The 16,803-nt window shown below is 63.4% G+C and carries 19 protein-coding genes and 1 pseudogene; 13 read left to right on the top strand and 7 right to left on the bottom strand.

Annotated elements, in window-relative coordinates; translation table 11 throughout:
• Positions 1–106: 106 nt before the first annotated feature.
• Complete coding sequence (gene asnC / locus CAK78_RS00460) at positions 107–568, top strand: transcriptional regulator AsnC (protein ID WP_005306422.1); 462 nt, start codon at positions 107–109, stop codon at positions 566–568.
• Positions 569–576: 8 nt separating this feature from the next.
• Here the strand turns inward: asnC and CAK78_RS00455 are convergent, their stop codons facing one another.
• Positions 577–1,341, bottom strand: a complete 765-nt coding sequence (locus CAK78_RS00455) for a substrate-binding periplasmic protein (protein ID WP_094696016.1) — start codon at positions 1,339–1,341, stop codon at positions 577–579.
• 85 nt (positions 1,342–1,426) lie between these two features.
• Between CAK78_RS00455 and CAK78_RS00450 the strand changes: the two genes are divergently transcribed.
• A complete protein-coding gene (locus CAK78_RS00450) occupies positions 1,427–1,963 on the top strand; it encodes a DUF2301 domain-containing membrane protein (protein WP_094696015.1) in 537 nt (178 codons plus the stop codon).
• Here the strand turns inward: CAK78_RS00450 and CAK78_RS00445 are convergent.
• The gene (locus CAK78_RS00445) at positions 1,960–2,364 is read right to left on the bottom strand and encodes a CBS domain-containing protein (protein WP_094696014.1); all 405 of its coding nucleotides are present in this window, start codon (positions 2,362–2,364) and stop codon (positions 1,960–1,962) included. The genes CAK78_RS00450 and CAK78_RS00445 overlap by 4 nt on opposite strands.
• 116 nt (positions 2,365–2,480) lie before the next feature.
• Between CAK78_RS00445 and CAK78_RS00440 the strand changes: the two genes are divergently transcribed.
• Positions 2,481–3,185, top strand: coding sequence for an SDR family oxidoreductase (locus tag CAK78_RS00440; protein ID WP_094696013.1), 705 nt, complete (start codon positions 2,481–2,483; stop codon positions 3,183–3,185).
• Here the strand turns inward: CAK78_RS00440 and CAK78_RS00435 are convergent.
• Entirely contained in the window at positions 3,182–3,697 is a 516-nt protein-coding gene (locus CAK78_RS00435) for a 2-amino-4-hydroxy-6-hydroxymethyldihydropteridine diphosphokinase (RefSeq protein ID WP_094696012.1), read from the bottom strand. The two genes, CAK78_RS00440 and CAK78_RS00435, sit on opposite strands and share 4 nt — an antisense overlap.
• 129 nt (positions 3,698–3,826) lie before the next feature.
• Here CAK78_RS00435 and cydH point away from each other — a divergent pair, with 129 nt between their 5' ends.
• The 4 genes and pseudogenes from cydH (at position 3,827) to CAK78_RS00415 (ending at position 7,050) form a co-directional block, all read left to right on the top strand.
• Positions 3,827–3,919 carry a cytochrome bd-I oxidase subunit CydH gene (gene cydH, locus CAK78_RS00430; RefSeq protein WP_005306410.1) on the top strand — a complete coding sequence of 31 codons (93 nt, stop codon included), beginning with the start codon at positions 3,827–3,829 and terminating at the stop codon, positions 3,917–3,919.
• A 97-nt stretch (positions 3,920–4,016) separates the two neighbouring features.
• Positions 4,017–5,417 (top strand): sensor histidine kinase, encoded by a 1,401-nt coding sequence (locus tag CAK78_RS00425; RefSeq protein WP_094696011.1) that lies wholly within the window; start codon positions 4,017–4,019, stop codon positions 5,415–5,417.
• An 8-nt stretch (positions 5,418–5,425) separates the two neighbouring features.
• Positions 5,426–5,731 (top strand): annotated as a pseudogene (locus CAK78_RS00420) (hypothetical protein); the annotation flags it as partial.
• Positions 5,732–5,769: 38 nt separating this feature from the next.
• Positions 5,770–7,050 carry a sigma 54-interacting transcriptional regulator gene (locus CAK78_RS00415; protein ID WP_094696009.1) on the top strand — a complete coding sequence of 427 codons (1,281 nt, stop codon included), beginning with the start codon at positions 5,770–5,772 and terminating at the stop codon, positions 7,048–7,050.
• Positions 7,051–7,113: 63 nt separating this feature from the next.
• Here the strand turns inward: CAK78_RS00415 and CAK78_RS00410 are convergent, their stop codons facing one another.
• Positions 7,114–7,596 carry a DUF1097 domain-containing protein gene (locus CAK78_RS00410; RefSeq protein ID WP_094696008.1) on the bottom strand — a complete coding sequence of 161 codons (483 nt, stop codon included), beginning with the start codon at positions 7,594–7,596 and terminating at the stop codon, positions 7,114–7,116.
• 371 nt (positions 7,597–7,967) lie between these two features.
• On the opposite strand from CAK78_RS00410, the gene msrP reads away from it, so the two are divergent.
• Both msrP and msrQ read left to right on the top strand, forming a co-directional pair.
• Positions 7,968–8,969 carry a protein-methionine-sulfoxide reductase catalytic subunit MsrP gene (gene msrP, locus CAK78_RS00400; RefSeq protein ID WP_094696007.1) on the top strand — a complete coding sequence of 334 codons (1,002 nt, stop codon included), beginning with the start codon at positions 7,968–7,970 and terminating at the stop codon, positions 8,967–8,969.
• 19 nt (positions 8,970–8,988) lie between these two features.
• Positions 8,989–9,648, top strand: a complete 660-nt coding sequence (gene msrQ, locus CAK78_RS00395; RefSeq protein WP_094696006.1) for a protein-methionine-sulfoxide reductase heme-binding subunit MsrQ — start codon at positions 8,989–8,991, stop codon at positions 9,646–9,648.
• Between the two features lie 10 nt (positions 9,649–9,658).
• Here the strand turns inward: msrQ and CAK78_RS00390 are convergent, their stop codons facing one another.
• Positions 9,659–9,904 (bottom strand): PepSY domain-containing protein, encoded by a 246-nt coding sequence (locus CAK78_RS00390; protein WP_094696005.1) that lies wholly within the window; start codon positions 9,902–9,904, stop codon positions 9,659–9,661.
• Positions 9,905–9,967: 63 nt separating this feature from the next.
• Here CAK78_RS00390 and CAK78_RS00385 point away from each other — a divergent pair, with 63 nt between their 5' ends.
• The 4 genes from CAK78_RS00385 to CAK78_RS00370 all read left to right on the top strand — a co-directional run bounded on the left by CAK78_RS00385 (position 9,968) and on the right by CAK78_RS00370 (position 12,933).
• Positions 9,968–10,300, top strand: coding sequence for a PepSY domain-containing protein (locus tag CAK78_RS00385; RefSeq protein ID WP_011707718.1), 333 nt, complete (start codon positions 9,968–9,970; stop codon positions 10,298–10,300).
• A gap of 86 nt (positions 10,301–10,386) precedes the next feature.
• Entirely contained in the window at positions 10,387–11,043 is a 657-nt protein-coding gene (locus tag CAK78_RS00380) for a response regulator transcription factor (protein ID WP_005306366.1), read from the top strand.
• Between the two features lie 37 nt (positions 11,044–11,080).
• The gene (locus CAK78_RS00375) at positions 11,081–12,430 is read left to right on the top strand and encodes a sensor histidine kinase (RefSeq protein WP_005306363.1); all 1,350 of its coding nucleotides are present in this window, start codon (positions 11,081–11,083) and stop codon (positions 12,428–12,430) included.
• A 41-nt stretch (positions 12,431–12,471) separates the two neighbouring features.
• Positions 12,472–12,933 carry a hypothetical protein gene (locus tag CAK78_RS00370; RefSeq protein ID WP_010635837.1) on the top strand — a complete coding sequence of 154 codons (462 nt, stop codon included), beginning with the start codon at positions 12,472–12,474 and terminating at the stop codon, positions 12,931–12,933.
• 152 nt (positions 12,934–13,085) lie between these two features.
• Here CAK78_RS00370 and torA read toward each other — a convergent pair whose 3' ends face one another.
• Both torA and CAK78_RS00360 read right to left on the bottom strand, forming a co-directional pair.
• Positions 13,086–15,566, bottom strand: a complete 2,481-nt coding sequence (torA, locus tag CAK78_RS00365) for a trimethylamine-N-oxide reductase TorA (protein WP_094696004.1) — start codon at positions 15,564–15,566, stop codon at positions 13,086–13,088.
• Positions 15,567–15,588: 22 nt separating this feature from the next.
• On the bottom strand, positions 15,589–16,719 hold the full coding sequence (locus CAK78_RS00360; RefSeq protein ID WP_094696003.1) for a NapC/NirT family cytochrome c: 1,131 nt from the start codon (positions 16,717–16,719) through the stop codon (positions 15,589–15,591).
• Between the last annotated feature and the right edge of the window lie 84 nt (positions 16,720–16,803).

Genomic DNA, 16,803 nt, shown 5'->3' with positions numbered 1-16,803 from the left:
ATTGCGAACTAAATTCAATATTCGATAATAGAAATAGGCTTTGTGTGTTTTTTTCTTCAAAATTAATGGCCTGTTAATGAGGAATCATCAAAGGGAGTGCAAAAAAGTGCCGGAAAATTATCGGATCGATAATCTCGATCAGGCCATCCTCACCGCCCTGATGGAGAATGCACGGCTGCCTTACGCCGAGCTGGCAAAACAACTGCTGGTCAGCCCGGGTACCATCCATGTGCGGGTGGAGAAGATGAAGCAGGCGGGCATCATCGAGGGAACGCGGGTGCAGGTGAACCCGAAGAAGCTGGGTTACGACGTCTGTTGTTTCATCGGGATCAACCTGAAGAGCGCCAAGGACTACCCGTCGGCGCTGGCCAAGCTGCAGGCGCTGGACGAGGTGGTGGAGGCCTACTACACCACCGGCCACTACAGCATCTTCATGAAGGTGATGACCCGCTCCATCGACGAGTTGCAGACCGTGCTGATCCACAAGATCCAGACCATCGATGAGATACAGTCCACCGAGACCCTGATCTCGTTGCAGAACCCGATCCTGCGGGATGTGAAGCCCTGACCGGCTGATCAGGGCTCGATATAGGGAATGCCGTACTTGTCATAGAGGGCCTTGAGCCGGCCGTCGCGCTTCATATGCAGCAGTTCTGTGTCGTAGGCTGCCATCAGCGCCGGGGTGTTGGCATCGGCTCTGGCCTTGGTCCAGACGGTGTAGTAGGGGCTGGCCTTGAGGGGCTTGGGCAGGTAGTCGAGTTTACCTTCCAGTCCCTCCTCCCTGATCTGGGCGAAGGCGGTGACCAGCGGCATGGGCACGGTATCGATGCGCCCGGCGATGAGTTTGCGCAGCTGCAACTGGTTGATGGGGATCTCCTGGAAATGATAGGCGGGGTCGGTGAGGGCGGCGGTCAGCTCGGGGGTATAGGAAAAGTCCTTGGTGATGCCGATGCGCCAGGGTTTCAGATCGCTCAGCGTGTCGTAGCGGATCTTCAGCATATCGGCCTTGCGCACGAAGAAGTGCCAGCTGTGGCGCAGGTGAGCCTGCTGCGGGTAGAGCAGATAGCGCTCCCGCTCCGGCTTGTAGGAGTGAGTCATCACCAGGTCGTACACGCCGGTTTCGGCGTTGCGGGTCAGCCTGGCCCCGGAGTCGGTCAGTTCGATGCGGATGGGAATGTGCAACTTGCCGAAAATGGCGCTGACCACGTCCACGTCCAGGCCATGGGGTTGGCCCTGCGCATCCAGAAACTTGAGCGGCGGCTCCAGCGTGCCGCCAATGATCAGTTCTTTGGCCTGCAGCCAGAGAGGAAACAACAGGCAGAGCAGCATGAATCTTCGCAAACCACATCTCCTGCACGGAATAGGGAATCGCTCGCGGGCATAATTCAAGTATATTGGCCCCTACCTGCAACAGAGGCGACCCCTGATGGCAAACCCTGAAATTGAAAGCGAGCTGGACGGCATCGACAGGCTGTCGGTCTGCCTCTATCGCCTAGGCTTGAGTCTGGCAGCCTTGTTGCTGCTGTGTCGAGGGGCAAGTCTGCTGATCGGGCAGGATTTTTTGAGCCCGGCGAACTGGCTGGCGGCGCTGGCCGTGGCCTGCGGGGTATGCGGCCTGTGCCTGCATGTCTATGACAAGCGCATTCGCTTCTTGCTGCAGGGACTGGGCTGGGGCGCCCTGTTGCTCAGTGTGGGCGGGGCGCCGGATGTGCTGGTGCTGGGAGCGGCCCTGGCCACGCTGGCGGGGCTGGCCTTCAAGGAGCAGTTCTGCTTCGCCATTCCGGGGATCAGGGCGGTGCCCCTGCTGCTGCCTCTGTTATGGCTGCTGGAGCTGGCCGGCATCGGCTGGGCCGCCGCCCTGGTGGCGCTGGTGTGTGGCGCGCTGCTCACTCTGCTCGCCCTGGCCAAGTGGCGCATGCCCCTGCACTTCGATATCGGCGACAAGGGGCGCTATCAAATTTAGGTGGGCAGGCAGGCTTTCATCTGTGCGTTGAGGGCCTGCATCACCTGCCGGCGGCTGATGATGCCGACAACCCGGTCCCCCTCCAGCACCGGATAGACCTTGGGCTTGGCCCCGGTCATCTGGCGGGCCAGCTCCAGTATGCTGTCATCCGGGCTGACCGAGAGCGGGGCCCGGTTCATCAGATCTTCCACCCGGGTGCGGGTATCGCAGTGGTAGCTGCCGGTGAGCAGGCTGGGGATGCAATCCTGCTCGGAGAGAAACCCGATCAGCCGCTGCTGCGGGTCCAGCACCGGCAGGCCGCTGAGGCCTGAACCATGCAGTCGGTCCAGCGCGTCGGCCAGGCCGAGCTGCGGGGTGAGGGAGTGGGTCAGGCGGCTCATGTGATCGCGGATCTGCAACATGGAAGTGGCTCCGTAAGGTGATGGAGGGGCCACTATGCCCGCCGGATGGCGGCAACGGCCAATGGCTTGTGCCGTGGGGATCGATAGGCATTCCTGCGGATAAGAGAGGAGGGATTATGCGTGCATTGGTGACGGGGTGTGGCCGTCGACTCGGCTTCTATCTGTGCGAACAGCTGGTGGCGGCGGGCAGGCAGGTAACCGGCAGCTATCGCAGCGAGCGGCCGGAGCTGGCACGGCTGCGGGCGCTGGGGGTGACGCTGGTGCAGGCCGACTTCAACCGGGAGCAAGAGGTTGGCCGACTCATCGAGGTACTGGCCGCCCAGCCGGATCTGGCGCTGGTGATCCACAACGCCTCGGCCTTTGAGCCGCAGGCGAGCGAGCCGGCGGCCCAGCTGGCCCAGTTTGATCAATTCTACCGGGTGCACATGGCGGCCCCCTTCCAGCTCAACCGGGCGCTGGCCCCTCAGCTGGCGCGCCATCCCAACGCCAGCATCATCCACATCACCGACATCTACATTCACGCCCCGGCGCCCCAGTTTGCCAGCTATGTGGCCACCAAGGCGGGGGCCCATTCGCTCGCCATGAGCTTTGCCCGCGAGCTGGCGCCGGCCATCCGGGTCAACACCATAGAGCCTGGCCCCATTCTGTTTCTCGATGAGCATGGTGATGAGTGGCGTGAACAGGTGCTGGCGAAGACGCCGCTGGCGCGGGAAGGGGGGCTTGCGCCCATCTGGCAGGCGGTGCAGCTGCTGATGCAGAACGACTATATGACCGGGGCCAGCATCCGGGTGGATGGTGGCCGCGGTCTGGCCGTCATCTAGCCATCAACAGGGGCGGGAATGGCCATGTCGCGCTGCAGGGCAACGGGGGCCAGGCCGACCTGCCCCTCCTCGATCACCTTGCCTGCCATCAGCCGGGTGTGCAGCGGCAGGGTCACCTTGGGATCGTGCACCTCTCCTTTGCCGTAGAGTTCTGCCAACAGCTCGTCGAGGTAGGCGTCAACCCGGGCGGCGGAGAAGTCATCGCCCTCGCTGCTGGCCAAGATGTCGATGTCCAGCGGGCGGTCCCGCACCTTGCAGTGGGGATCGCTGCGATCCCGGCCGTGGGCCAGCTCCATGGCGACGAAGTGTGCCTTGAGTCGGGGCTGGGTCAGCTCGCTCTCGGCGACGAACAGGCAGTTGAGAAAATCATGGCTCGAATGCATGCCGACCGGCTTGGTCTGGATCACCGAACTGAGCCGCAGGCGGCCAAAGTGGGCAAGCAGCTCGGCCACTGCCTGGCCGACATGCTGGTGGGGGTCAAGATTCGACCCTATGCTACACAGATAGAACATGTTATCAGTCCTTTGATAGGGCTCATCTGAAATTCATACACAGCTCACGGTTATCGGCTTAACTATGCATTAACATCTGTTCGTCTGTTGTGATCAGGCTCTATCATCTTGGCAAGAAAGGAGATTTGCATGAGTGTGGAACTGAAATGGGCACTGCTGACCGCCTCGGGTGCGTTGGCCATGATCCTGATTATCTGTGTGGTATCCGTGGGTCTGGCGTGACCCCGGAAGAGAGCATGAACCGGCCTTCTGGCCGGTTTTGCTTTTTTGGGGAGTGCGGATATGCTGACCCACCCCAGATGAAGTGAGACCGCACAAGATGACCAAGGTACGCCCACGCTCCCTGCTGCAAGTGGTATTGATGGGGTTCGTCCTGGTGTTGATGCCGCTGGGCGGCATGATCTGGCATGACAGCCAGGCCCTCGATCACCTCAGTCAGTTGACCAGCGACGAGCTGGAGCGGGCGGTGCGCGATACCCGCCGGGCCACGTTGCTGACAACCCAGGCCATCGATCTGGAGCGCACCCTACGCCGTTATGCGGTGCTCGGGGATGAGCGCATCCTGACCAGTTACCAGCAGCAGCTGGCGAGCTACCGCGACCAGCTGGCCGCCCACCAGAGTTCCATTCCGGACGCCGAGGCCTATGGCGGCATCGAGCAGGCCCTGGTCTGGCTCGACAGCCTGCAGGATCTCGCCCGTGCCAAGGCCGAATCCAACAGCCCCAAGTTTGACGAGTTCAACGAGGCCAACCAGCAACTCGAGATCATCACTCGCAGTCAGGTAGACGATCATGTCAGCAAGGTACGGGCCACCATCGCCGCCCTGATGACCGAGATCTGGTGGGTCAGCGGCTTCGTGGCGGTGCTCAGCCTGCTGCTGGTATTGCTGTTTACTTACCTGATCATCCACCCCGTGCGTCAGATTGAGTCGCGGATCTTGAGTCTGGGGGCCGGTGTGGAGCCGGACAAACGGCCGGTAGACGGACCGGCCGAACTGGTGCTGCTGGGGGAGCGGATCCTCTGGTTGCACGACAAGCTGAAGGAGCTGGAACAGCAGAAATACCAGTTCCTGCGCCACGTTTCCCACGAGCTCAAGACCCCGCTGGCGGTGCTGCGGGAGGGGGCGGATCTGCTCTCCGAGCAGCTTGTAGGGCCGCTCACCCAGGATCAGCAGGAGATCTGCCAGATGCTGGAGGAGAACAGCCGGCGCCTGCAGACCCTGATCGAGCGACTGCTCGACTTCAACCGTCTGAGTCAGCAAGAGGTGTTCACCCTGACGCCGGTAGCGCTGGCGCCACTGCTGTCAGAATTGTCTGCAGAGTACCGGCTGGCGCTGGAATCCAAACAAATCAGTGTACACTTGCCGACCGATCCGATCACCCTGAAAGCGGAGCCATATCGCTTGCGGCTGATCCTCGATAATCTGTTCTCCAATGCGGTCAGCTACGGCGCCAAGGGGGGGCAGATCTGGATCCGTGCCGGGCAGGATGGCAACGGCAGCTGGCTGGAGGTGGCCAACGAGGGGCCCGCCATTCCCGTGGCCGAACGGGAGCGGATCTTCGAACCCTTCGAGCAGGGCAGTATTGTGCGCCAGGGCTTGCTGAAAGGCTCCGGCATGGGGCTTTCCATCGCCCGGGAATCGGCGATGAGCCTTGGTGGCGAATTGGTATTGGTTGAAGATGAACAGGCGGATGTCTGTTTCCGGTTGACGTTGAAGTGAAGCCCAAGATGAAACAATGTGTTGTTCCGGTATTGATAATGAGCCTGCTCACAGGCTGTTCCCTGCTGCCAGCGCGTGACCCGGTGGCGTCGCCGGATCTTGCCCTCGCCAAGCGGATGGAGTTTGCCAACAAGGAGATGCAGGTGCGCCTGCAATACTCGGACTGGCTGCTGGCCAGCCATGCCCAGCAACGGGCTCAGGAGCGCCAGCGCCTCAAGGGGGCAACCGACCTCGAGAGCCGGGTCAGCCTGGCCATGGTCAACACCCACCCGTCCGAATCGGTGGCCAGCCGGCGAGCCGGTCTGGACAAGCTCAATCAGCGCAAGCTGAACGGCAACGGCGAGGCGCTGAAATGAGTCGCATCCTGCTGGTTGATGATGATGCCAGCCTGCTCAAGCTGATGAGCATGCGTCTGCGCAGTCAGGGTTATGAGGTGGATACCGCCGACAGCGCCGAAGGAGCGCTGGACCGGCTGCGCCAGCAACGGGCCGATCTGGTGCTGAGCGACTTGCGCATGACCGGCATGGACGGGTTGGCGCTGTTCGAGCGGATCCAGTCCCAGTGGCTGGGGCTGCCGGTCATCATCATGACCGCCCACGGCACCATCCCGGACGCCATTCAGGCGACCCGCTCCGGGGTCTTCAGTTTTCTGACCAAGCCCATCGACAAGGAGGAGCTGTTCGCCACCATAGAACATGCGCTGAGCCTGACGCGCCCAAAGCAGCGCCAGGAGTGGCAGTCGCTGATCTTGACCCGCAACCCGCAGATGGAGCAGTTGCTGATCCAGGCCAGCAGCATCGCCACCATGGAGGTGCCGGTGCTGATCATGGGCCCTTCCGGTTCCGGCAAGGGGGTGATGACCCAGGCCCTGCACCAGGCCAGCAGCCGGCGTGATCAGCCGCTGCATGTGATCAACTGTGCCGCGCTGCCCTGGGCTGCGCTGGATCTGCAGCTGTTCGGTGAGGATGGCCAGTCCGGCCTGTTTGAGCAGGCCAAGGGGGCGACCCTGTTTCTCGACGAGATAGGGGACCTGTCGGAGTCGCTGCAGGCCAAGCTGCTGCAGGTATTGCAGGAGTATGGCCAGGGCACGCCTGAGGTGCGGGTCATCAGCTCCAGCCATCAGGATCTGGTGGCGGCGATGGAGGAGGGGCGCTTTCGGGAAGATCTCTTCTATCGGCTCAACGTGGCCAACATCACAATGCCGCCCCTCAGTGCTCGCAGCGAGGATATCCCCTTGCTGGCCAGGCAGGCGCTGGACGAGTATCGCAGCCGTCACGGCGAATGTGCCGCCCTCGGCTTCTCGCCGGAGGCGCTGGCGCTGCTGGCGGCGGCGGCCTGGCCCGGCAACGTGCGCCAGCTCTACAGCGTGGTGGAGCAGCTGGCCAGCCTCTGCTGCAGCCCGGTGATCGGCGCCGCCATGGTGGAGTCTGCCCTGAGTGGCGGCGGTGGTGGCATCCCCTCGTTCAACGAGGCGCGGGCCGAGTTCGAGAAGGAGTATCTGATCCGGCTGCTGCGTACCACCGAGGGCAATGTGACCCTGGCGGCCAGCATGGCGGGCAGAAACCGCACCGACTTCTACAAGCTGTTGAACCGGCACGGCATCGAAGCGGCGAACTTCAAGTCGAAGGGATAAACACAGAGGGGCGGCCTGTCATCGACGGGCCGCCCCTCTGGTTTCCGACCGAATATGTCAGGTTCAGGCCGGGTCGGTGACGCCAGCGGTGGCGTGAGTTTTCTGGGTTTTGTGGGAGAGCCACAGACCGCTCGCCTTCATCAGGTAGCCAAACAGTGCACCTATCACCAGAGATGGCAGGATCAGCCGCCACTCTCCTGCTGCCCCGAAGGTGGCGCAGCAACCGGCGAAGGTGCCGGGAATGTAGGAGAGCCACTGCTGCCTGGCCTGCACGCACATCAGGGTGGCCACCACCCCGGTCATCAGGTAACCCGCCACCCCTGCGCCCCACCAGGCGTCGCCATGGATCAGCAGCAGGGCCCACAGCATGCCACTGGCATTGCACAGCAGGGTCTGCAGCAGTGCCTTGTAGCCGCCGCTGGAGGCAAAATAACTGGTGCAGCCGAGGAAGCCGACCCAGGAGATGAGGCCGAGGGTGACGGCGACCCAGCCCCAGACGGCGGAGAGGATCCCGGTCGTGATGGCGATGGCGAACAATGGGCTCATGGCGTGACTCTTCAGTAGTGAAATCCGGAAAAAAGGGAGCCTACCCCGCGCAGGGGGGGGCGGCAAGCAGGGGCAGAATTGTGTGTGATCTGCATCACTCATTTCAACTCAGGAATACGCTTGCGCTCGCGAAAAAAATTCATGGTGAGGCGGTCGTGTCTGCACCATAGTTAGAGGCCCTGTCCTGCTCATGGAGTGAGTCTGATGGTGCCAAATGTGATCGTTCCCCTGCTGGTGTTCGTAGTGCTGTTTCTGGTCGGTACCATGGCCAAGGCACTGCCCCTCTATCAGTTCATGTAATTTTCCGTGAAATAAAACTCGGCCGGGGCGGGTCTTATGATTGTTACCCTCATCGCCCCGGGAGTTTTTCCATGTTGCTCAAGCGCCGCTCTGCCCATCACCTCACCGAACAGGATGTCACGCCGGAAGCCGTCTATCAGGATCGTCGCCTGATCCTGAAAGGGCTGGGGCTCGGCGCCGCCACCCTGGCGTTGCCGACCCAGGCCGGGGTACTCGATCTCTTCTCTGGCGACAAGCCGGCACCGGTCGCCACCCGGGCGCTCAACATCCACGCCGCTGCCCGGCCGGAGGGGCTGACCCTCACGCCGGAGGAGAAGGCCACCACCCACAACAACTTCTACGAGCTGGGTACCGACAAGGGGGATCCGGCCCGCAATGGCCACTACCTCAAGCCCGAGCCCTGGACTCTGAAGGTAGAGGGGGAGGTGGCCAAGCCGTTTACCCTGGATGTGTGGGATCTCATCAACAAGAGCACGCTGGAGGAGCGTATCTACCGGCTGCGCTGCGTGGAGGCCTGGTCCATGGTGCTGCCCTGGAGCGGCATCGCGCTGGCGGACCTCATTCGCCGGGCCGAGCCCACCAGCCGTGCCAGGTTTGTGGCCTTCGAGACCCTCTATGATCCGGAGCTGCTGCCCGGTCAGGCTTCCCGCTCCCTCGGCGGCGGCATCGACTATCCCTATGTCGAGGGGCTGCGCATCGACGAGGCGATGCATCCGCTCTCCTTCCTGGCGATGGGGCTCTATGGCAAGGCGCTGCCGGCCCAGAACGGTGCGCCGATCCGGTTGGTGGTGCCCTGGAAGTACGGCTTCAAGAGCATCAAGAGCATCGTCTCCATCCGGCTGGTGGAGGAGATGCCGCCCACCACCTGGAACCTGCTGGCCCCCAACGAATACGGCTTCTACGCCAACGTCAATCCAGCGGTGGATCACCCGCGCTGGAGTCAGGCCAGCGAGCGCTTCATCGGCGAGGGGGGCATCTTCGGCGCTAAGCGCCAGCCGACCCTGATGTTCAATGGCTATGCCGACGAGGTGGCGTCCCTCTATCAGGGCATGGACCTGCGCAAGTGGTATTGAGACGAAAGGAGCTGACATCATGACTCTGCGACTGACGGCGCGTCACATCACCTTGCTGCGGGCGCTGGTACACCTCGCCTCGCTGGGGTTTCTGCTCTGGCTGCTGGTGGCCGTGCCCGGCGGTCTGCTGGGAGGGGATCCGGTACAGGGGCTGACCCACTATCTGGGTAAGGGGGCGCTCAATCTGCTGTTGCTCACCCTGCTGGTGTCGCCGCTGGCCAAACGCTGGCGGCAGGGGCAGCTCATTAAGCTGCGCCGCCCGCTCGGGCTCTGGTGCGCCGCCTGGGCCGGTCTGCACTTTATGGTCTGGCTGGGGCTGGATCTGCAGTTCGACTGGCGGCTGATTGGCGGCGAGCTGGTCAAGCGCAGCTACATAGTGGTGGGGATGGTGGCGCTGCTGTTGCTGCTGGCGCTCAGCCTCACCTCGATCCCGGCCCTGCTGCGGCGCATGGGGCCGGCCTGGCAGAAGCTGCACAACTGGATCTATGCGGTGGCCCTGCTGGTGCCGGTGCACTACTGGTGGTCGCTCAAGAGCGGCTGGCAGGAGCCGCTCATCTATCTGCTGCTGGCCTGTGCCCTGCTGGTGCCACGCCGCGACAAGCTGCTGCGCCCCTGGCGCCAGTACCGACAGCAGAAGCTGAAAGAGACGCAAAGACAGGCCGCACCGGCGCACCCATAGCAAAAGAGGCCTAGTCGGCCTCTTTTTTGATGTCACCCGTATGGGCGTCGACCAGGAGTTGTACCCGCTGCCCCTGGGCATCCAGGGTTTCCACCTCGAATTTGTCCCCTTCCAGCTCCACTTCCCGAATGTCGTGATACCCTTGGGCCACCAGCAGCTTGACCAGCCCGGCCATGTCGAGACGGCTATCGGCCGCCCAGCCGAGGGTGGAGAAGAGGCAAAGGATCAGCAGGAAACTGCGTCGGATCATATTCATTCCGGATTCATGGCTGGCAGACTATAAACGGCATTATGTTAGGTTTTGGGAGATGAATCATCCATGAATAGAGCCCTGTCTCTGCTTGGGTTGCTGCTGCCGGCACTGGCACAGGCGGCCACGCCGAACGAGGCCTTGCTGCAGCAGGCGGTCAGCGAGGGACGGGTGCGCCCCTTTCATGAGGTGATGGAGGTGGCTTCTCGCCTGCCGGTACGGGTGCTGCGGGTCGATCTGGGGGAGGAGGACGGCATCTGGCTGTACGAACTCAAGCTGATCGACAGCGAGAACAGCGTCATCAAGGTGGGCTATCGGGCCGACAACCTGGAGATGGTGTGGCTCAAGGGCCACCATCTGGAGCGGCTGTTCGAACCGCGTCCGCCTCCGGAAGAGGAGTAATGGCGTGAGTCCGCGAACGCGCCGCCATCCGGTTCGTCCCCCAACCGCTGCCGGTACCGGCACAACCCTGCTTTGGATACCCATTTATGCGAATTCTGATAGTTGAAGATGAGAAGACCCTGGCTGGCCAGCTGGCGGAACAGCTGCGCCTGTCCGGTTTCGTGACCGACCTCTGCCACGACGGCAACGAGGCCGGCTTTCTCGGCGAGACCGAGCCCTACGACGCCATCATTCTGGATCTCGGTCTGCCGGGGCGCGACGGCCTGAGCGTGCTGAAGGAGTGGCGCAGCAAGGGGATCGACACCCCGGTGCTGGTGCTGACCGCCCGTGGCCAGCTGCACGAGAAGATCGAGGGGCTCAACGCCGGGGCCGATGACTATCTCACCAAGCCGTTCCAGGTAGCCGAGCTGGTGGCCCGGGTCCATGCCCTGGTGCGGCGGGCGGCGGGCAACGCCAGCTCGATCCTGGAGATCGGCGGAGTGCGTCTGGACATGGCGGCCTCCCAGGTGTGGTACGAGGGCACCCCCATCAAGCTCACCGCCCACGAGTTCCGGGTGCTCGGTTATCTGATGCAGCACAGGGGCAAGGTGGTGTCGCGCAGCGAGCTGATCGACCACATCTACGCCCAGGATTTCGACCGCGACTCCAATACGGTGGAGGTGTTCATCGGCCGGATCCGCAAGAAGACCCACGCCGATCTCATCGAGACGGTGCGTGGCCTCGGCTACCGGATCAACGAATGAGCCTGATCTTGATGCCCTTTTGCAGCGGAGCGGCTGAATGAGGCTGGTGCGTACCCTGCGGGGGCGGCTGGTGGTCATCGCCATGGTCTGGTGCGGCCTGTTCCTGTTCGCCACCGGCTTCAGCCTGCAGACCATGATGCGCAACTACTGGCAGGAGGCGGAGGCCGACGGCCTGCGTCTGCAGCTCTACGATCTGCTCTCCCGCCTCGAGATCCAGCCGGATGGCCTGCCGGTGGTCACCGAACCCATGGCCGATCCCCGCTTTCGCCAGCCCTACTCGGGTTACTACTGGCAACTGGAGCTGGGGGAGAGCGTGGTCAGTCGCTCCCGCTCCCTGTGGGATGTGCACCTCGACGTGCACGGCCTGAAGTCGGCCTTCGGCGACCCTGATCTGTTCGTCGGCAAGGGGCCCAACAAGGAGCCACTGCTGATCATGACCCGTACCGTGCTGCTGCCCGGTTCGGATCGGGTGTTCACCCTGGTGATGGCCAAGGACAGCAGCGCCCTGACCCAGACCCTGAAGAAGACCCGCATCAGCCTGTTCCTCGGCCTCGGCTTTGCCGCGACCGGGCTGGTGCTTGGCTTCATGTTCCAGATCGTCTACGGCCTGCGGCCGCTGCACCTGTTGCGCCGCGAGTTGAGCCGGGTCCATCAGGGCCATCAGGAGGGGTTCCGGCTGCGCTATCCGCTGGAGATCCAGCCGCTGGTGGAGGACATCAACCGGTTGCTGCACCACTATGGCGAGCTGTTGCAGCGGGCCCGCTCCCACACCGGCAACCTGGCCCATGCCCTCAAGACGCCGCTCAGCATCATGCGCAACCAGGTGGCCCAGCTGCCGCCGGAAGATCAGGCCGCCCTCGGCGAGCAGCTCGATCAGATCCAGCGCCACATCGACTACCACCTCGGCAAGGCGCGGGTGACCGGCGCAGCCAAGATCCTCGGGGTGTCGACCCCGGTGCGGGCGCGGGTGGAGTACATCTGCCGCGCCTTCTCCCGCCTCTATCCGGGCCGGGAAGTGGACCTGCAGGTGCCGGCCACCCTGGCGGTCGGGGTGGAGGAGCAGGACTTCGACGAGATGGTGGGCAACCTGCTGGAGAACGCCTTCAAGTGGTCGGCCGGCCGGCTGCGCATCTCCAGCGCTGAGCTGGGGGGCTGGATCACCCTGCGCATCGAGGATGACGGTCCCGGCATGAGCGAGGATCAGATCGCCAAGGCGGTGCTGCGCGGGGTGCGGCTCGACGAGAAGGTGCCGGGCTCTGGGCTGGGTCTCAACATCGTCTCCGATCTGGCGGAAGCCTACCGTGGCAGCCTCATCATGGGGCGCGCCGAACTGGGCGGGCTGGCGGCTTCCCTCTCGCTGCCCAAGGTGGCAAGAGTGGAGAGCTAGGCATAAGATATGGCACCTGTTTTAGCCTGAGGAAGAGAACCATGACCGATGATCCATGGGCACTGTGTCACCTCGACGATTCGTTCGATGCCTCCGTGCTGGGCACCAAGGGGGCCCAGATCCAGTGGTTTGAGGATCGCGACAGCCTGATTGCCTTCCTGCTGGAAGATTTCGTCGACCTGCTGGCCGACGTGGGCGAGCTGGATGAGGATCAGACCGAACGGGCGCGTGAGCGCTTCACCCTGCTGGTGGAGCAGAGCTTCGACGATCGCGGCCTGATGGACGCCATCAACGATCTCGCCTCCGGCCTGCGTCGCATCGCCTGGCTGGGGCCGCTCTCCGAGCTGGCCGAGCTGAGCGATGACTTCGCCTCCGGCCTGCGCCGCTATTTCTGGAGCCAGTACGACGGGGATGAAGATGACCCGGATGCCTGGGTGCCGGAAGAACTCTGGCCCCAGCTGGTGGAGTGTGCGGAAGAGTATATGGTTGAGGGTGACTTCTGATTCTGAGCCCTTGTCAGCGCTCTGGCTGCAAAGCGGGTGGAGTGTCCGGAAGAGTAGATGGTTGAGGGTGACTTCTGATTCCGAGTCACACCCCAAACCGAGATAAGAAAACGGCGCCTTGATGGCGCCGTTTTTGTTGCTCACTCGTCTGCTCAGGCGTTGGCCGGCACCGCGTGGGCGGTGTTGGCCGGGGCCGGGCCCTGGTACTTCTCGATCTGCAGCTGGGCCATGTGACCGCAGTTGCCCTGCGCCAGGCTGGAGGTGCCTTCGTCGAAGGTGAGGCAGTTGACGTTGCCGTTCTTGCACAGGCTTCCCGCCTCGCCCGGCTTGGCCGGATCGAACCAGGCCCCTTCGCACACCCGCACCACCCCGGGGCGGATGTCGGTCGAGAGCAGGGCCCCCACCAGGATCTGGCCGCGGTCGTTGAAGGCCCGCACCAGATCGCCGTCCTGGATGCCGCGCGCCTTGGCGTCGTCCGGGTGGATCAGGATCGCCTCGCGATCGGCGATGGCGAACTTGTCCCGCAGCGGGGTGTTGTCGAGCTGGGAGTGCAGCCGCTGGGTCGGGTGGGAGGTGTTGAGCGACAACGGATAGCGGGTCGCTTCTTTGCTCTTGATCCACTCCTTGGGCTCATACCACTTGGGATGGCCGGCGCAGTCGGCATAACCCATGCCGGCCACCGTGCTGGAGAAGATCTCGATCTTGCCGGACGGGGTGCCGAGCGGGTTGAGCAGCGGGTTCTCACGGAAATCGGCGTGACGGATCCACTGGCGGTTCGCCTCGGGCACCGGGAAGCGGATGTAGTTGTTGGACTCCCAGAACATGTTGAACGGCGGCAGCGCCACCCGGGCGCCACGGGCCTGGGCGGCCATGCCGTCATACATCTGCTTGAGCCACAGCATCTCGTCCTTGCCTTCGGTGTACTGCTCCTGCAAGCCCAGCTTGGCGGCCACGTCGCGGAAGATGTCGAAGTCATTGCGCGCCTCGAACTGGGGCGGTACGCACTGGTGCATCGGGAAGACGTAGCGCTGGGAGTAGTCGCCGCCCATCTCCAGATCGTTGCGCTCGTAGCTGGTGGTGGCCGGCAGCACGATGTCGGCGTGCTTGGCGGTGGCAGTCCAGTAGGGCTCGTGCACGATCACGGTCTGCGGCTTGCGCCAGGCCTTGACCAGGTTGTTGGTGTCCTGATGGTGGTGGAAGGGGTTGCCGCCCGCCACGTAGACCAGCTTGATGTCCGGGTAGGTCACCTTGCGGCCGTTGAAGTCGATGGTCTTGCCGGGGTTGGCCAGACAGTCGGCGATGCGGGCCACCGGGATCGGCGCCGGCCCGTTCTTCGGCGCATTGCCGGCGGAGATGCCCGCCAGGATGCCGCCCTTGGCGGTGGGGCTGCCACCGGAAGAGTAGTGGTAGCTGAAGCCGTAACCGCCGCCCGGCAGGCCGATCTGGCCCAGCATGGCAGCCAGGGTGACCAGCATCCAGTTGGGCTGCTCACCGTGCTGCTGTCGCTGCATGCCCCAGCCCGCCATGATCATGGTGCGCTTGGAGGCCATGTCGAGGGCCAGCTGGCGGATCACCTTGGCATCGACGCCGCAGATGGTGCTCGCCCACTCGGCGCTCTTCGGCTGGCCGTCTTCCTTGCCGAGCAGATAGGCGAGGAACTTGTCGAATCCGGTGGTGTAGCGGTCGAGGAAGGCCTGATCGTGCTTCTGCTCGCTGTAGAGGGTGTGGGCCACCCCCAGCATCATGGCCACGTCTGTGTAGGCATTCGGTGCAATCCACTCGGCCCCCGCCAGCTTGGCGGTTTCGTTGTAGACAGGGTCGATGCTGATGATGCGGGTGCCTTTATCTTTCAGCGCCTTGAAGCCGGCCTGACCCTCGTGATCCGGCATGTTCCAGCTGTTCTTCAGGGTGACCTGGGCGTTGACCCCCCACAGCACCACCAGTTCGGCGTGCTCGATGACGTTCGGCCAGGCGGTCTGCTGCTCATACACCTCGATGGAACCCATCACGTGGGACATGATCACCTGGGCGGCGCCGGCGGAGTAGTCGCCGGCATAGCCGGTGAAGCCGCCCGCCAGGTTCATCAGGCGGTGCAGCAGGGTGCGGCTGTTGTGGAACATGCCGACGCTCTTCCAGCCGTAGGAACCGGCGTGGATCGCCTGCGGGCCGAAGTCGCGCTGCACCCGGCTGATTTCGCCGGCCACCAGGGCGATGGCCTTCTCCCAGCTCACCCGCACCCACTCGTCGGCGCCGCGCAGCTCGGGTTTGGCCCCCGGGCCCTGCTCCAGCCAGCTCTTGCGCACCATGGGGTATTTGATGCGGTTCTTGGCGTGGACCTGGAACGGCGCCATGTCGATGAGATCGTTGGGGGCCGGATCATCGGTCACCGGCTGGACCCGCACCATGCGGCCCTCTTCGACGATGGCCTCGAAGGCCCCCCAGTGAGCGCCGGTCAGGATGCCTTTCTGGGCCGGCACCAGGGTCGGGAACTGTTCCAGCGCCGTGCTGATGGCCTGGGCCAGCGCACTCTTCGGGAAGACACCGGCCAGCAGCGGCAGGGCGGCGCAGGCGCCCAGCCCCTTGAGCAGGTTGCGGCGGGAGAGATTGGTTTGCTTATCGGTAAAAAAAGTCATGACGATTTCCTCTGTGCCAGCCTTAGTGCGCCGCGTTCATGTCACTGGCATGTTTCTGGACGTATTGGGTCAACATGCGTGCCTGTTCCGGGGTCAGGGAGGTGCGTGATTCCATCCCCTTGATGACGCCGATCCACTGGTTGGCGTTGAAGTGATCCAGTGCGGTGAGGCCGTGGCAGCCGGTACAGTTGTTGGACATCAGGGTGGAGGCGTACTGCCACAGCTTGCCCTGATCGCCGATGAGCTGGCTCTGATCCACCCAGGCGGTCAGGCTGACCTGATGCCATGTCAGGTTGGTGGCGCTGTCGGTTTCGCTCTTGCCGGTGGTGAGCTGCGCCTTGGCCTTGTCGCCGAGCAGGGTGCTCAGGATGCGCTTGCCGGGGGCGGCGTAAAACACCTCGCTCACCCCGTCCTGCTGCCAGCCGTCGATGCGGACCTGGGCGCGGCCGTTGTCGTTGGCCAGCACTTCCACCTTGGTGGAGGGCATCAGGGTGCCTTCGTCAGTCTTGGCGCCGGCATCCAGATAGAGCGGGGTGGTGGCGATGGCATAGCGGGTGGTGACGTTGGCCGGGGTCTGGGCGGCAGCTTGCGCCAGCTCGCTGGCACCGGCGGCGGCCAGGCCGCTCATGTCGGGCATGATGTGGGCGACGCCGCGGTGACAGTCGATGCAGGTCTGGCCCTCCTTGATGGCGACCGGGTGCTCGGCGCGGGCGTTGGGGCGCTGGGCCAGGATGTCCATGGCCGCGTAGCTGTGGCAGCTGCGGCAGGTGGCGGAGTCGTTGGCCTTCAGCTCGTCCCACACCGACTGCGCCATGCGCAGCTTGTGGGCCTCGTATTTCTCCGGCGTGTCGAGGGTGCCGATCGCCTCGTGATAGATGTCCTTCACTGCGCGGATCTTGGTCCACAGATAGGAGGTGGGATCACCCGGAATGTGGCAGTCGGCGCACTCGGCGCGGATGCCCTTCACGTTCTGGAAGTGGACGCTGCCCTGATACTCGGCCAGCGGGGTCTGCATGGAGTGGCAGGAGACGCAGAACTCGGTGGAACTGGTCTTGTGCATGACGGTCACCGTGACCCCCAGCGCTGCAACGCCCAAGAGGGCACCGAGCAGCAGTAGCCAGAACCAGGTTTTTCTCAACAATTTTCCAAGCATGACGGCGTTTTCCTACGTTCAAATATTACCAATATAGTAGTATCCATGGAGAGGTAGTTGATTGACCTCTATCATGATTTATAT

This window comes from Aeromonas sp. A35_P, from assembly GCF_002259925.1.
Lineage (GTDB): Bacteria > Pseudomonadota > Gammaproteobacteria > Enterobacterales > Aeromonadaceae > Aeromonas > Aeromonas dhakensis.
This window is presented reverse-complemented; position numbering and strand designations above follow the sequence as displayed.

What these genes read in the sequence shown, in the direction of transcription:
- CAK78_RS00450 (WP_094696015.1), top strand. Translation starts at nt 1,427, where the DNA reads ATGGCAAACCCTGAAATTGAAAGCGAGCTGGACGGCATCGACAGGCTG.
- CAK78_RS00445 (WP_094696014.1), bottom strand. Translation starts at nt 2,364, where the DNA reads ATGTTGCAGATCCGCGATCACATGAGCCGCCTGACCCACTCCCTCACC.
- CAK78_RS00440 (WP_094696013.1), top strand. Translation starts at nt 2,481, where the DNA reads ATGCGTGCATTGGTGACGGGGTGTGGCCGTCGACTCGGCTTCTATCTG.
- CAK78_RS00435 (WP_094696012.1), bottom strand. Translation starts at nt 3,697, where the DNA reads ATGTTCTATCTGTGTAGCATAGGGTCGAATCTTGACCCCCACCAGCAT.
- cydH (WP_005306410.1), top strand. Translation starts at nt 3,827, where the DNA reads ATGAGTGTGGAACTGAAATGGGCACTGCTGACCGCCTCGGGTGCGTTG.
- CAK78_RS00425 (WP_094696011.1), top strand. Translation starts at nt 4,017, where the DNA reads ATGACCAAGGTACGCCCACGCTCCCTGCTGCAAGTGGTATTGATGGGG.
- CAK78_RS00415 (WP_094696009.1), top strand. Translation starts at nt 5,770, where the DNA reads ATGAGTCGCATCCTGCTGGTTGATGATGATGCCAGCCTGCTCAAGCTG.
- CAK78_RS00410 (WP_094696008.1), bottom strand. Translation starts at nt 7,596, where the DNA reads ATGAGCCCATTGTTCGCCATCGCCATCACGACCGGGATCCTCTCCGCC.
- msrP (WP_094696007.1), top strand. Translation starts at nt 7,968, where the DNA reads ATGTTGCTCAAGCGCCGCTCTGCCCATCACCTCACCGAACAGGATGTC.
- msrQ (WP_094696006.1), top strand. Translation starts at nt 8,989, where the DNA reads ATGACTCTGCGACTGACGGCGCGTCACATCACCTTGCTGCGGGCGCTG.
- CAK78_RS00390 (WP_094696005.1), bottom strand. Translation starts at nt 9,904, where the DNA reads ATGAATATGATCCGACGCAGTTTCCTGCTGATCCTTTGCCTCTTCTCC.
- CAK78_RS00385 (WP_011707718.1), top strand. Translation starts at nt 9,968, where the DNA reads ATGAATAGAGCCCTGTCTCTGCTTGGGTTGCTGCTGCCGGCACTGGCA.
- CAK78_RS00380 (WP_005306366.1), top strand. Translation starts at nt 10,387, where the DNA reads ATGCGAATTCTGATAGTTGAAGATGAGAAGACCCTGGCTGGCCAGCTG.
- CAK78_RS00375 (WP_005306363.1), top strand. Translation starts at nt 11,081, where the DNA reads ATGAGGCTGGTGCGTACCCTGCGGGGGCGGCTGGTGGTCATCGCCATG.
- CAK78_RS00370 (WP_010635837.1), top strand. Translation starts at nt 12,472, where the DNA reads ATGACCGATGATCCATGGGCACTGTGTCACCTCGACGATTCGTTCGAT.
- torA (WP_094696004.1), bottom strand. Translation starts at nt 15,566, where the DNA reads ATGACTTTTTTTACCGATAAGCAAACCAATCTCTCCCGCCGCAACCTG.
- CAK78_RS00360 (WP_094696003.1), bottom strand. Translation starts at nt 16,719, where the DNA reads ATGCTTGGAAAATTGTTGAGAAAAACCTGGTTCTGGCTACTGCTGCTC.